Consider the following 13,793-nt stretch of genomic DNA (forward strand, 5'->3'; position numbering starts at 1 on the left):
TAGAAAACCGCTATTCAAGCACCGCCAATACCGTGGAGGAGCAGGCTGCGTGACGCAGAACTTGGAGCACAATGCACCGCTGACGAGTGAGGAAGCTGAGCGTATCCGTGCCGACTTCCCATTACTGAGCCCCGATGCTGAGGGGAACCGACTGGTCTATCTGGATTCCGGTGCCACCGCGCAGAAACCGCAACAGGTGCTCGACGCCGAACAAAACTTTTACCGCAACGCCAACGCGGCCGTGCATCGTGGTGCCCATAGGCTCGCGGTGGAGGCCACCGATCGGTTCGAGGCCGCGCGCCGCCGGGTTGCCGACTTTATCGGCGCCGACGAACGAGAAGTGGTGTGGACCTCCAACGCCACCGAAGCGCTGAATCTGGTGGCCTACTCGATGTCGAACGCCACCGCTGGCGCCCAACCCGGTCCCGAAGCCGATCGGTTCCGCCTGCAGCCCGGCGATGAGATCGTGGCCACCGGCATGGAGCACCACTCCAACCTGATCCCGTGGCAGGAGCTCGCCGCTCGCACCGGTGCCACCTTCCGCTACATTCCTCTAACCGCTGACGCGCGCCTGGACCTGGATGCTGCCGCGGAGCTCATCGGCCCGAAGACCCGACTGGTCGCTTTTACCCACGTGTCGAACGTGCTGGGACTGGTCAATGATGTCGACGCCATCGTCGCCTTGGCCAGGGAAGCTGGCGCGCTCACCGTGCTGGATGCCTGCCAGTCCGCGCCACACCTGAAACTCGACGTGCACCGTCTCGGTGTCGACTTCGCCGCATTTTCCGGGCACAAGATGCTCGCCCCCACCGGTATCGGCGTGCTCTACGGTCGAGCGGAATTACTCGACGCGATGCCTCCGGTGCTCTTCGGTGGCTCGATGATCACCACCGTGACCATGGATCGCGCCGAGTTTTTGCCCGCTCCGCAGCGGTTCGAGGCCGGTACCCAGCGGGTCGCTCAGGCCGTCGGGTTGGCCGCGGCTATCGACTATCTAGACGCCGTCGGCATGGACAGGGTCGCTACGTGGGAGGTAGCTCTGGGGCGCCGTCTGATGGAGGGCATCGAATCACTGCCTGGCGTGCGTCTGCTTGGACCGGCGCTGGATTCCGGCGTCGAACGCACCGGTGCTGTAGCTTTCACGGTGGAGGGGGTCCATCCCCACGACGTCGGCCAGTTCCTGGACGCTCGCGGCATCGCTATTCGGGTGGGGCACCACTGCGCCGAGCCCCTGCATGGATTCCTGGGGGTGACCGCCTCCACGCGAGCCACCAGCTACCTGTACAACACCGAAGCGGACATTGACGCCGCGCTGAATGCCCTGGCGGATGTGCGCGGATTCTTTGGGGTGGCCCGATGAGTGCGTTCGAAGCCCTCTACCAGGACCTCATTCTTGACCACGCCCAGCGCCGGGTCGGTGAAGCCGAACTGACCGAGGAGCCGGGGGAGTACGAGGCCCGGTCCAAGCAACACAATCCCTTGTGTGGTGACCGGATTACGTTGCAGGTCCGCGTCGTCGACGGGCGGGTGGAACAAGTCGAGTGGACCGGAGACGGTTGCGCGATCTCGATGGCCTCGGCCTCCATGCTCACGGAATTGATGCGCGGTGAGAGTGTTGTTGATTTTGAGTCCACGCTCGCGGTGTTTCGCGAGATGATGGGTTCCCGCGGCCGAGGTGAACCCGACGAAGACACCCTGGGTGACGCGGTGGCGTTGCACGGCGTGGCGCAGTTCCCGGCACGGATCAAGTGCGCCCTACTGAGTTGGGTCGCCGCTGAAGATGCCATCCGCCGTAGTTCAGCCGCCTGACCACCCTGTCGAGGCTCGATTACACGACGCGAAACGCAGAAGGAGGCACCAGCAGTGACACCCGAGCAGATCAAGCCCGTCAGCAAGGCTGCTGCCGCATACGACTCGCTGCGCCGTTCCATCGTGCGCGGGGAGCTTCGGCCCGGCCAGCGGGTCACACTCAAAGTGCTCTCAGACATGCTCGGGATGAGCCTGACGCCCGTTCGAGAGGCGCTCAATCGGCTCGTTTCTGAAGGTTATGCGGTTCATGACCCCCACCACGGGACGTTCATTGCCGAACAGAGTCGCGGCCGCATCGAGCAGGTTTACCGGTTGCGCGGGGTGCTGGTGCTGCTGTTGGTGAGCGTGCTGATTCCGATCGTGTCCTAGCTGATCGTCGGCGACGTCGGGCCGGGTTAGGCGTTCCCGGCCCGACGCTTGGTGGCGGACCAGGTTAGGCGTTTCACTCTGGCCGTCGGTTGGCTTCGGTGTCCGCGCCGCGCATAAGCCACAAGGCGAGTGAGCCAACGAGTACGGCCACAGCCACGCTGATGTACACCTCCTGGGGCGTCCACCCACCGTCGAGCAAGGATCCCGTCACGATGGGAGCGAGGATCGCGCCGGCCCGACCGATACCGATCGCCCAACCGGAACCGGTGCTACGGACCGTGGCAGGGTAAGACTGCGGGGTGAGTACATAGAGTCCGGCAATGCAGCCATTGATCAGCATGCCGACCACAATGCCCAGCGCGAGCACGAGTGACACGACGGCGGTGGAGGAGATGAAGAGCACGATCGCCACCGAAGCGCCGACGGTGAACCAAAACAGGGTCGACCGGGTGGACCAGCGCGCCGTCAGAACGCCGAACAGCAGTGAGCCGATGGTCCCGCCCAAGGTCAACATGATGCCGCCGATCACGCCTTGCTCTTGCGTGAGCCCGGACTCGTTGAGCAGTCGTGGGGTCCACGAGTTGACGAAGTAGAAACCAAACATGATGGCGAAGAAGGCCAACCAGATCAGCAACGTGGTCCGACGGTTGCGTGCGTTGAGCAACGCACCGATGCCGCGTCCACCGCTCTTTACGGCGGCGGTCCCTTGGTCGGGGTCGTCAGCACCGTTCGGTGCGAGACTGGTTCCCGTGGTGGTCAGTTCGCGAACGGGTTCTTGGCCGATGCGCCGGGCGATGGCATTGATCTTTTCCAGGGCCCGATTCGGGCGTCGGGCATAGAGGTAGGACGCAGATTCCGGCATCAGCGCGATGACGAGCACGAGAGAGAACACGGTGAGCACCCCGCCCAGGGTGTACACGGAACGCCATCCGTGCTCAGCCATGATCCACACGGCTGCCGTTCCGCCCAGGGAGGCGCCCACGCCGTAGCCGGCAGCGTAGATGCTTACGGCCAACCCGCGCCTTTTTCGGTTGGCGTACTCGGCAGAGAGCACGTTGGTTCCGACGAGGATCCCGCCGATGCCCAGGCCGGTGACGATCCTCCAGATGCCGAGCTCAGTGGCATTGGACGCCGTGGCGGAAAGGAAGAGGCCAGCCGCGTTCACCACCAGGGACAGAATCGTCATGTTTCGTCGACCGACGCGATCGGCGACCGGGCCCAATGTCAGAGAGCCGACCGCCATGCCCACCAACCCTGCGCTGAGCAACAGGCCGAGCACGGAGGCGCTCAAACCGAATTCTTCGGTGACCGGGGTGGCGGTGAAGGCCATGGCCAGGACATCGTAGCCGTCGAGCGCGTTGAGGAAGGTGCAGATGCCGATGATCACCCACTGATAAAGGCCCATCGGTGAGTTTTCGATGCGGTTCCGCAGGTCCTGAGAACCACGGTCTGTAACTGCAGTCATGGCGAAATACCTTTGCCTGTACCTATAGCGATAGTTATTGTTTCGCGACCAAACTATCAGTGAGCGGCGTCACGGGCCACCATGGCGACAGTCACAATATAAGAAATGAGAAAATGAGGTGTCGCGTGGACGTTCGCGGCGGCAAAAATGGCGGCTGGATACAGCTTCGGCCTCGTCACAACGAGGTGACGAGGCCGAAAAATGATGATCTGTGCGCCCCCCGGGACTCGAACCCGGAACCTATTGATTAAGAGTCAAGTGCTCTGCCAGTTGAGCTAGAGGCGCAGACCGTTGCTGACGAATTCCACTGTGTGGCGTGCTGTGCAACGAAGAAAGACTCTACCAGAGGATTTTCCTGGATGCGAAATCGATGGGACGTGGCGTCGGACACGCTCCACCGGCTGGCACAGGAGCAGCGGATGTTCGACGGATCCGCAGTGCAGTTATTGCGCAGAAGACGGGTCCGAAGGGGTGTAGAACGAGTCTAGGGTGTCCATGAACAACGTCATGAAGCGCTCGAAATCTTCGGCGTCGGAGGTCTGCTCCAACTGCAGTTGATCGTCGACGTCGTGCGAGGTATCCCATGTCACCGGAATCCGGGGCGTGGGCTGGACGTCGAACCACACGCGATACCCCGTGACGGATTCGACCTGGTATCCCGAACCTGTGTCGGCCAGAGTCGCCACGTTGGACAGTTCGATGGTGGTATTGGACCAGGTCGGGGTCTCGGTGGTGGGCCGATCGGGATCGAGGGTGTCCGAAGGGACGGGGCAGAGCACCATTTCTAGGGGCTGTCGCCGATAGCCGATCAGCAGCGGGTCCGAGGATCCGGAAGTGTTCGCGTAGACGACGTTGTAGTCGCCGTAGTTGAAAATCCGAGAATCGAAAACCTCGCGCAACGTCTTCTTGAGGTCTTCGCTGTCCATGGAGACCAGTCTACGGTGGCACACGGGGTGCTCCGGTTACCCCGATCACAACGTTTCTCAATTGTGACCGGAGAACGTACAGATTTTTGGCATGTGGACCGTGATTGAGGAGACATCTTCGTTACGAAGGGCCGCATTCGATAACGCGGTCGTATGATGAGCCAATGAGCTCTCGCACCGATGAATCAGCAGGGCCTGAGGCTCCCGACGCAGCAGCCGCCGGCACCACGGGCCAAAATCCTACGATCGATATCAAGCCTCGTTCTCGCGACGTCACCGACGGCATGGAACGCGCTCCTGCGCGCGGCATGCTACGCGCCGTGGGCATGGGCGACGACGATTTTGCCAAGCCGCAGATCGGCATCGCCTCGTCCTGGAACGAGATCACCCCTTGCAACCTGTCGCTAGACCGACTGGCTGATGCAGCGAAAAACGGCGTGCACGCCGGTGGGGGATACCCCTTGCAGTTCGGCACCATCTCGGTGTCCGACGGCATCTCGATGGGTCACGACGGCATGCACTACTCGCTGGTGTCACGCGAGGTCATCGCCGACTCCGTCGAGACCGTGATGATGGCCGAGCGCCTCGACGGTTCCGTACTGTTGGCTGGTTGTGACAAGTCCCTGCCCGGCATGCTCATGGCCGCGGCGCGACTCGACCTGGCCAGTGTCTTCGTCTACGCCGGATCGACTATGCCCGGCTACGCCACCCTGTCTGACGGGGTGGAGCGTCAGGTCACTCTCATCGACGCGTTCGAAGGCGTGGGGGCCTGCGCGCGCGGAACGATGAGCCAGGAAGACTTGGACAGGATTGAACGTGCCATCTGCCCGGGCGAAGGGGCTTGCGGCGGGATGTACACCGCTAACTCGATGGCGTCCGTGGGCGAGGCCCTGGGCATGTCCATCCCCGGCTCGGCTTCCCCACCCTCGGCCGATCGTCGTCGCGACGCCGACGCACGTGCTGCCGGTCAGGCTGTGGTGAACCTGCTCCGGAAGGGGATTACCGCCCGTGACATCCTCACGAAGAAGGCGTTCGAGAACGCCATCGCTGTGATGATGGCCTTTGGTGGTTCCTCCAATGCGGTGCTGCACCTGCTGGCGATTGCTCGCGAGGCCGGCGTGGATCTGCGTCTCTCCGACTTTAACCGGATCGGCGATAAGGTTCCGCACCTGGCGGACATGAAGCCGTTCGGACAGTACGTGATGACCGATCTCGACAAGATCGGCGGCGTGCCGGTGGTCATGAAGGCCCTGCTGGACGCGGGTGTGCTGCACGGCGATGCGTTGACCGTGACCGGCAAGACCGTGGCCGAGAACCTGGCCGACGTCAACCCTCCGGAACTGGACGGCAAGGTGCTGCGCAAGATGGATAATGCGCTGCACCCTAGTGGTGGTCTCACGGTGCTGCACGGCACCCTGGCGCCGGAAGGTGCTGTGGTGAAGTCGGCCGGATTCGACGCCGATGTCTTCGAGGGCACGGCGCGCGTCTTTGAACGCGAACGCGCCGCGATGGATGCGCTCTCCGAGGGCAAACTGAAGGCTGGTGACGTCGTGGTGATCCGCTATGAAGGCCCCAAGGGTGGTCCGGGTATGCGCGAAATGCTCGCCATCACCGGTGCCATCAAGGGTGCGGGTCTGGGCAAGGATGTCTTGCTGCTCACCGATGGTCGCTTCTCCGGGGGCACCACCGGCCTGTGTATTGGTCATATTGCCCCCGAGGCCGCCGTAGGTGGACCCATCGGGTTGGTCGAGGACGGCGACATCATCCGTGTCGACATCGGAGGTCGGTCCATCGAGCTGGATGTGGACGAGGCCGAGCTGGAGCGCCGTCGTGAAAACTGGACGCCGATTCAGCCGAAGTTCACCACCGGCGTGCTGGGCAAATACGGCCAGCTCGTGCACTCCGCCGCCGAAGGCGCCTACTGCGGCTAAGGTGACGACCCCGGTCTAGCAGATCATGATGACCCCGCGAGTCTCACAGCACAGCTGAGGCTCGCGGGGACTTATGATGAACACGTGGCTCAGTCTCGTTGACACGGGCGGGAAGTTTGGACATGATGTAAGCATGTCCAACACGGAACGCGTCGTCGTTATCGAGCGCATGGCCTGAGTTCAACACTCAGCACGGGCGAAGAACTCGCCGCCATGCGCTAAACCCCGAGCAGGCACACCAGCCGACTTTCGGGGTTTTTTTGTTGGATATCCGAATGAGCTGGCCACACATCAGTAGACGGAATCCTCCGCCACAGAGGGCGGACGCCCCGGAACCCGCCGGGGTGGCACGAATGCAGATCACGAATCAACCGAGGCACAGCCAATGAGTTCTGGAACACGGATCACCCCAGCGGTGATGTCCGCCCACAGCGGTCGCGATAAGCGCGATCAGACCGAATCCGCCGAATCCCTAGTACCCGGGCCGAACAACATGGTGGAACCGACCTCGATGAAGGGCTCCGCGGCGATCGTCCGCTCGCTGGAAGAAATGGGAGTCACCGACGTCTTCGGTCTTCCCGGCGGCGCCATTCTGCCGACCTACGATCCGCTGATGGACTCGAAGAAGATCCGCCACGTCCTGGTCCGTCACGAGCAGGGCGCCGGTCACGCAGCCCAGGGCTATTACTTGGCCACCGGACGTCCCGGTGTGGCCATTGCGACCTCCGGCCCGGGGGCGACCAACCTGGTGACGGCGATCGCCGACGCGCACATGGACTCCCAGGCCGTGGTGTTCATCACCGGTCAGGTCGGATCCCAGATGATCGGCACCGACGCCTTCCAGGAAGCCGACATCGTGGGCATCACCATGCCGATCACCAAGCACTCCCGTCTGGTGACCCGCGCCCAGGACGTGCCGCAGGCCCTGGCCGAGGCGTTCTTCATCTCCACCACCGGTCGGCCCGGTCCGGTACTGGTGGATGTCACCAAGGATGCCCAGGAAGGTCTGATGGACTTCTCCTGGCCGCCGAAGATCGACCTGCCCGGCTACCGCCCCGTGCTGCGTGGCCACGCTAAGCAGGTGCGCGAGGCCGCCAAGCTGATCCAGGAAGCAGAGCGCCCCGTGCTCTACGTCGGCGGTGGTGTGTCCCGAGGTCACGCCTCCATCGAGTTGCGCGAATTGGCCGAAGAAATCAACGCTCCGGTGGTCACCACTCTGACCGCTCGCGGCGTGTTCCCGGACTCGCACCCTCAACACCTGGGCATGCCCGGCATGCATGGCGCCGTCTCGGCCGTCTCCGCACTGCAGATGTCTGACCTGCTGATCACGCTCGGGGCCCGCTTCGACGACCGCGTGACCGGCCAGCTGGTCAGCTTCGCCCCGAACGCGAAGGTGATCCACGCGGACATCGACCCGGCCGAAATCTCCAAGAACCGTCCTGCCGATGTGCCGATCGTGGGCTCCGTGAAGGAGATCATCCCCGAGTTGACGGAAGCGGTGCGTGAAACGCGCAAGACGACCGAGGGCCCGGATCTCACCGAGTGGTGGCGGATTCTGAACCGCATCCGCGAGACCTACCCGATGGGGTACACGCCCACCGAGGACGGGCTGATGGCTCCGCAGGAAGTCATCAAGCGCATTTCAGAGGCCTCCGGTCCCGAGGCTACGTATGTGGCCGGGGTGGGCCAGCACCAGATGTGGGCCTCGCAGTTCGTCAAGTACGAACGTCCCCACCAGTGGCTGAACTCCGCCGGACTGGGCACCATGGGCTTCGCCGTCCCGGCCGCCATGGGTGCCAAGGTGGGTGAACCTGACCGCGTGGTCTGGGCCATCGACGGCGACGGCTGCTTCCAGATGACCAACCAGGAGCTTGCCACTTGCGTGATCAACCAGATCCCCATCAAGGTGGCCGTCATCAATAACTCCTCGCTGGGCATGGTGCGTCAGTGGCAGACCCTGTTCTATGACGCCCGCTATTCCAATACCGATCTCAACACCGGTCATGACACCGCACGGGTCCCGGACTTCGTCAAGCTCGCTGACGCCTACGGTTGCGTGGGCCTGCGTTGCGAGCGCGAAGAGGACCTGGACGCCGTGATCGCCGAGGCCATGTCGATCAACGACCGTCCGGTCATCGTCGATTTCGTCGTCTCGCGTGATTCGATGGTGTGGCCGATGGTGCCCTCGGGCGTGTCCAACGACGACATCCAAGTGGCCCGAGACATGACGCCTGAGTGGGCAGAGGAGGACTGAGACCATGTCACGACACACACTCTCTGTGCTGGTAGAAGACGTGCCCGGTGTGCTGACCCGTGTGGCCAGCCTGTTCGCCCGTCGTGCGTTCAACATCGACTCTCTGGCCGTGGGACCGTCGGAGACCCCGGGGCTGTCCCGGATCACCGTCGTCGTCGACGCCGAGGGCGATCTGCTCGAGCAGGTCACCAAGCAGCTGAACAAGCTGATCAACGTGATCAAGATCGTGGAGCTCACTCCCGACGCCTCCGTGCAGCGCGACCACATGTTGGTCAAGGTTCGCTCTGATGCCGCCACCCGCGCCTCCGTGGTGCAGGCAGTGGAGCTGTTTCGCGCCTCCGTGGTGGACGTATCCACGGATGCGATCACCATCGAGGCCACCGGCTCCCTGGACAAGCTCCACGCCCTGCTTGAAGTACTCGAACCCTTCGGCGTGCGTGAACTGGTCCGCTCCGGCACCATCGCCGTCGGCCGCGGCGCCAAGTCGATGACCGATCGCGCGCTCAACAAGCACTGAACACCCTTGACCCCCTAGACCCGCAACATCACTAAAGGAGAACATCCGTGACCAAGAAGTACTATGACGCCGATGCCGACCTCTCGCTGATCCAGGGCCGCAAGGTCGCTGTGATCGGCTACGGCTCGCAGGGCCATGCCCACGCCCTGAGCCTGCGCGATTCCGGTGTGGACGTGCGCATCGGTCTGGCCGAAGGCTCGAAGTCCCGCGCCAAGGCCGAGGCCGAAGGCCTGCGCGTGGTCACCGTTGCCGAGGCAGCTACCGAAGCAGACCTGATCATGATCCTGGTTCCGGACCAGGTCCAGGCCAAGGTGTACAACGAGGACATCGCCCCGAACCTCAAGGACGGCGACGCCATCTTCTTCGCCCACGGCTTCAACATCCGCTTCGGCTACATTGAGGCTCCCTCCGGTGTGGACGTCGCCATGGTGGCTCCGAAGGGCCCCGGCCACGTGGTGCGCCGCGAGTACGAAGCCGGTCGTGGCGTCCCCGCCCTGATCGCCGTCGAGAAGAACGAGTCCGGTCAGGCCAAGGATCTCGCCCTGGCTTACGCCGCAGGCATCGGCGGCACCCGCGCCGGCGTGCTGGAGACCACCTTCACCGAGGAAACCGAAACCGACCTGTTCGGTGAGCAGGCTGTGCTCTGTGGCGGCGCCTCCCACCTGGTGCAGGCGGGCTTCGAGGTGCTCACCGAGGCCGGCTACCAGCCGGAGATCGCCTACTTCGAGGTGCTGCACGAGCTCAAACTCATCGTGGACCTGATGGTCGAGGGCGGCCTGGCCAAGCAGCGCTGGTCCATCTCCGACACCGCCGAGTTCGGTGACTACGTCTCCGGCCCGCGCGTCATCACGCCGCAGGTGAAGGAGAACATGAAGGCCGTGCTCGCCGACATCCAGGACGGCACTTTCGCCCAGCGCTTCATGGACGATCAGGCCTCCGGCGCCGAGGAGTTCAAGAAGCTGCGCGCTGAAGAAGAGGCTCACCCGATCGAGAAGACCGGTCGCGAACTGCGTCAGATGTTCTCCTGGCTGAAGGACTCCGACGACGACTACACCGAGGGCACCGCCGCGCGCTGATCAACACCGACGCGCGGTGACGGGCCGACGCCGGCCCGATACCCCTGATCGAGGACGGCGGGACCCCACCCAGGTGGGTCCCGCCGTTGTCCATTTCACAGCTTCACCTGACGGCATCGGTGTGCACCGGCACCGTCGTCGTTCTAAAATCGAATCGGCCCTCCGAAGAATCCTCCGTGTGGGCTCACCCCTGCAGACGAGTGGAAAGTATTGACCGTGTCAAAACCCGTTGTCCTGATCGCTGAAGAACTGTCGCCCGCAACCGTGGATGCCCTCGGACCTGATTTCGAGATCCGCTCCACCGACGGCGCCGACCGTGCTCGTCTGCTCGCTGACCTCCCCGGGGCCGATGCCGTGCTGATCCGCTCGGCCACCCAGATGGACGCTGAGGCCATTGCCGCGGCCCCCGATCTGAAGATCATCGCCCGCGCTGGTGTGGGTCTCGATAACGTGGACACCCGCGCGGCCACCGACGCCGGCGTCATGGTGGTCAATGCGCCCACCTCCAACGTCATCTCCGCCGCCGAACTCACCTGCGGCCATATCCTCGGTGTGGCCCGCAACATTGCCCCCGCCAACGGCGCGCTCAAGGCAGGGGAGTGGAAGCGCTCTAAGTACACCGGTGTCGAGCTCTACGAAAAGACCCTCGGCATTATCGGCCTGGGCCGCATCGGCGCCCTGGTGGCTGAGCGCATGAAGGCGTTTGGCATGAAAGTTGTTGCCTACGACCCCTACGTCACTGCCGCCCGTGCACAGCAGATCGGCGCCCAGTTGCTGGGCCTGGATGAGCTGCTGGAGACCGCCGACTTCGTGACCATCCACATGCCGCGCACCCCCGAAACGCTGGGCATGATCTCCGATGACCAGTTCGCCCGGATGAAGGACACCGCCTACGTGATCAACGTGGCCCGCGGTGGACTCATCGACGAAGACGCACTGGGCCGCGCCCTGGAGGCCAAGACCATCGGTGGCGCCGCTGTTGACGTGTTCGTCAAGGAGCCCGCCGTGGACCTGGACTTCTTCGGCTACGACAACGCCGTGGTCACCCCTCACCTGGGCGCCTCCACCGCCGAGGCCCAGGAGAAAGCTGGCATCTCGGTCGCCAACTCCGTGCGCCTGGCGCTGGCCGGGGAACTCGTTCCCGACGCCGTCAACGTGGCCGGCGGAGCCATCGACCCCTACGTGCGCCCCGGCATCCCGCTGGTGGAGAAGCTGGGCCGAGTGCTCACCTCGCTGCTGCACCAGAAGTCCCTGGCGGCTGTTGAGGTCGTCGTCGCCGGTGAGCTCGCCGAACTCAATGTCGACTCGCTGCGCCTGGCCGCACTGAAGGGTGTCTTCACCGACGTCGTTTCCGGGCAGGTCTCCTACGTCAACGCGCCCCTGCTGGCTGAGCAACGCGGCGTGGACGTGCGCCTGACCACCACCCCCGAGTCTCCCGCCTACCGCAACACCATCACGGTGCAGGGCGTCGCTGCCGACGGCACTCAGGCCGCCGTCACCGGCACGTTGACCGGACCGAAGCAGATGCAGAAGCTCGTGGGCATTAACGGCTATGATTTCGAAGTGGCCCTCACCGACCATTTGCTGGTGTTCAACTACGCCGACCGCCCCGGCGTGATCGGCCTGATCGGTGCACGCCTGGGTGACGCCCAGGTCAACATCGCCGGCATGGATGTCTCCCGTTCGGACTCGGCGGATGAGGCACTGGCCGTGCTCACCCTGGACTCTGACCTTCCGGAGGGCACCACCGAGGCGCTGGCCGCCAGCATCGAAGCGTCCATGGTCGCCGAAATCAACCTGGAGGACACCGGCCGATGAGCTCCACGCCCGACCGCCGCTACTATGTGACCACCGCGATCGCCTATCCCAATGGCGAGCCGCACATTGGTCACGCCTATGAGTACATCGGCGCCGACGCGATGGCCCGGTTCAAGCGCCTGGACGGTTACAACACCTATTTTCTGACCGGCACCGACGAGCACGGTCAGAAAATGCAGCAGACCGCCGAGAAGCTCGGGATCACCGTTGCCGAGCTGGCCGCGCGCAATTCGGCCCAGTTCAAGCGAATCGACGACGAGGTGCTGGGCATCTCCTACGACCGGTTCATCCAGACCACCGACCCCGACCACCACGTCACCGCCCAGGAGCTGTGGCGGCGGATGGAGGCTAACGGGGACATTTACCTGGACCGGTACGCCGGTTGGTATTCGGTGCGCGACGAGCGGTTCTTCACCGAAGACGAAACCGAGGTAGCCGAGGACGGCACCCGCACCGCTGTCGAGACCGGCACCGAGGTCACCTGGACCGAGGAGGAGTCCTACTTCTTCCGGCTCTCGGCCTACCAGGACAAGCTCCTGGAGCTCTACCGGACCAACCCGGAATTTGCCGCACCCCGATACCGGTTCAACGAGGTCATCCGCTTCGTCGAATCCGGTTTGGAGGACCTGTCCATCTCCCGGACCTCCTTCGACTGGGGCATCGACGTGCCCGAATCCAGCACCGGCATGACGCCGTCCGCCCATCACGTGATGTACGTATGGGTGGACGCACTGAGTAACTACCTCACCGGTTCCGGGTTCCCGAACGAGTCCTACACCCAGCGCTGGCCCGCCGACCTGCACGTCATCGGCAAAGACATCTCTCGCTTCCACTGTGTGTTCTGGCCCGCGTTCTTGATGTCGGCCGGTATTGAGTTACCGCGTCGGGTCATCATCCACGGGTTCCTCAACAACCGTGGCGAGAAGATGTCGAAGTCGCTGGGCAACGTCGTCGGACCCGAGGAATGGGTCAACCAGTACGGACTCGACACCGTGCGCTACTTCCTGCTGCGCGAGTTCAGCTTCGGCGCCGATGGCTCCTATTCGCATGAGGCCGTCGTGGGCCGGCACAACGCGGATCTGGCGAACAACCTGGGTAACCTCGCCCAGCGTTCCCTGTCCATGGTGGCCAAGAACTGCAACACGGCCGTGCCCACTCCCGGCGAGCTGACGGAGGCCGACCAGGGGCTACTGGACGCCGTCGAGGCGCTGCTGGAGCACTCCCGGGCCGCCTACGAGATCCAGGACTTCCACGGCGCGCTCGAGCACACCTGGAGCGTGCTGGCCAAGGCCAACGCCTACTTCGCCGACCAACAGCCCTGGGTGCTGCGGAAAACCGACACTGCGCGTATGGAAACCGTGCTCTGGGTGACCCTGGAAACCGTGCGTCGAATCGCCCTGCTGGTGCAACCCGTGCTGCCCACCGCCGCGGGACGCCTGCTGGACCTGCTGGGAATCGATGCCGACGGCGACGCCGGGGCAACGAACGCCTCGGGTGCCGGCGCTCGCTCCTTTGCAGCATGGAACGATTCCCTGGTTCCCGGAGCAGCACTGCCAAAGCCGGAACCGGTGTTCCCACGCTACGAAGAGCCCACCGAATAGACCCCCACAGAAAGGGTAGACTGCAAC

Annotated in this window: 11 protein-coding genes and 1 tRNA gene; 9 read left to right on the plus strand and 3 right to left on the minus strand. The window is 63.8% G+C overall.

Annotated elements, in window-relative coordinates; all coding sequences use genetic code 11:
- Positions 1–49 precede the first annotated feature (49 nt).
- From P8192_RS06345 to P8192_RS06355, 3 genes are read left to right on the plus strand one after another with little or no spacing between them, the layout of a single operon-like run.
- On the plus strand, positions 50–1,360 hold the full coding sequence (locus tag P8192_RS06345; protein WP_278159424.1) for an aminotransferase class V-fold PLP-dependent enzyme: 1,311 nt from the start codon (positions 50–52) through the stop codon (positions 1,358–1,360).
- The gene (sufU, locus tag P8192_RS06350) at positions 1,357–1,809 is read left to right on the plus strand and encodes a Fe-S cluster assembly sulfur transfer protein SufU (RefSeq protein ID WP_278159426.1); all 453 of its coding nucleotides are present in this window, start codon (positions 1,357–1,359) and stop codon (positions 1,807–1,809) included. Before P8192_RS06345 ends, sufU begins: the two co-directional genes overlap by 4 nt.
- 54 nt (positions 1,810–1,863) lie before the next feature.
- Positions 1,864–2,178 carry a GntR family transcriptional regulator gene (locus P8192_RS06355; protein WP_278159428.1) on the plus strand — a complete coding sequence of 105 codons (315 nt, stop codon included), beginning with the start codon at positions 1,864–1,866 and terminating at the stop codon, positions 2,176–2,178.
- Between the two features lie 73 nt (positions 2,179–2,251).
- Here the strand turns inward: P8192_RS06355 and P8192_RS06360 are convergent, their stop codons facing one another.
- From P8192_RS06360 to P8192_RS06370, 3 genes are all read right to left on the minus strand, one after another.
- Positions 2,252–3,643: an MFS transporter gene (locus tag P8192_RS06360; RefSeq protein ID WP_278159429.1), complete on the minus strand. Its 1,392-nt coding sequence runs from the start codon at positions 3,641–3,643 to the stop codon at positions 2,252–2,254.
- A gap of 212 nt (positions 3,644–3,855) precedes the next feature.
- Positions 3,856–3,928: transfer RNA gene (locus P8192_RS06365), tRNA-Lys, on the minus strand.
- 158 nt (positions 3,929–4,086) lie between these two features.
- On the minus strand, positions 4,087–4,569 hold the full coding sequence (locus tag P8192_RS06370; RefSeq protein ID WP_278159431.1) for a hypothetical protein: 483 nt from the start codon (positions 4,567–4,569) through the stop codon (positions 4,087–4,089).
- 164 nt (positions 4,570–4,733) lie between these two features.
- Between P8192_RS06370 and ilvD the strand changes: the two genes are divergently transcribed.
- From ilvD to metG, 6 genes are all read left to right on the plus strand, one after another.
- Positions 4,734–6,500: a dihydroxy-acid dehydratase gene (ilvD, locus tag P8192_RS06375; protein ID WP_278159433.1), complete on the plus strand. Its 1,767-nt coding sequence runs from the start codon at positions 4,734–4,736 to the stop codon at positions 6,498–6,500.
- Positions 6,501–6,918: 418 nt separating this feature from the next.
- Positions 6,919–8,754, plus strand: a complete 1,836-nt coding sequence (locus tag P8192_RS06380; RefSeq protein WP_431521166.1) for an acetolactate synthase large subunit — start codon at positions 6,919–6,921, stop codon at positions 8,752–8,754.
- Positions 8,755–8,758: 4 nt separating this feature from the next.
- Positions 8,759–9,271 carry an acetolactate synthase small subunit gene (gene ilvN, locus P8192_RS06385; RefSeq protein ID WP_278159437.1) on the plus strand — a complete coding sequence of 171 codons (513 nt, stop codon included), beginning with the start codon at positions 8,759–8,761 and terminating at the stop codon, positions 9,269–9,271.
- Between the two features lie 47 nt (positions 9,272–9,318).
- Positions 9,319–10,347 (plus strand): ketol-acid reductoisomerase, encoded by a 1,029-nt coding sequence (gene ilvC / locus P8192_RS06390; protein WP_270105557.1) that lies wholly within the window; start codon positions 9,319–9,321, stop codon positions 10,345–10,347.
- 210 nt (positions 10,348–10,557) lie between these two features.
- Positions 10,558–12,165: a phosphoglycerate dehydrogenase gene (gene serA / locus P8192_RS06395; RefSeq protein WP_278159439.1), complete on the plus strand. Its 1,608-nt coding sequence runs from the start codon at positions 10,558–10,560 to the stop codon at positions 12,163–12,165.
- Positions 12,162–13,766, plus strand: a complete 1,605-nt coding sequence (metG, locus tag P8192_RS06400) for a methionine--tRNA ligase (RefSeq protein ID WP_278159441.1) — start codon at positions 12,162–12,164, stop codon at positions 13,764–13,766. The genes serA and metG overlap by 4 nt, the downstream gene beginning before the upstream one ends.
- Positions 13,767–13,793: the final 27 nt, after the last annotated feature.

The organism is Citricoccus muralis (assembly GCF_029637705.1).
In the GTDB taxonomy this organism is placed as follows: Bacteria; Actinomycetota; Actinomycetes; order Actinomycetales; family Micrococcaceae; genus CmP2.

Excerpts from the sequence above, each read along its gene's own strand:
- P8192_RS06360 (WP_278159429.1), bottom strand. The coding sequence starts at position 3,643 with ATGACTGCAGTTACAGACCGTGGTTCTCAGGACCTGCGGAACCGCATC.
- P8192_RS06370 (WP_278159431.1), bottom strand. The coding sequence starts at position 4,569 with ATGGACAGCGAAGACCTCAAGAAGACGTTGCGCGAGGTTTTCGATTCT.
- metG (WP_278159441.1), top strand. The coding sequence starts at position 12,162 with ATGAGCTCCACGCCCGACCGCCGCTACTATGTGACCACCGCGATCGCC.
- sufU (WP_278159426.1), top strand. The coding sequence starts at position 1,357 with ATGAGTGCGTTCGAAGCCCTCTACCAGGACCTCATTCTTGACCACGCC.
- ilvD (WP_278159433.1), top strand. The coding sequence starts at position 4,734 with ATGAGCTCTCGCACCGATGAATCAGCAGGGCCTGAGGCTCCCGACGCA.
- P8192_RS06380 (WP_431521166.1), top strand. The coding sequence starts at position 6,919 with ATGTCCGCCCACAGCGGTCGCGATAAGCGCGATCAGACCGAATCCGCC.
- ilvN (WP_278159437.1), top strand. The coding sequence starts at position 8,759 with ATGTCACGACACACACTCTCTGTGCTGGTAGAAGACGTGCCCGGTGTG.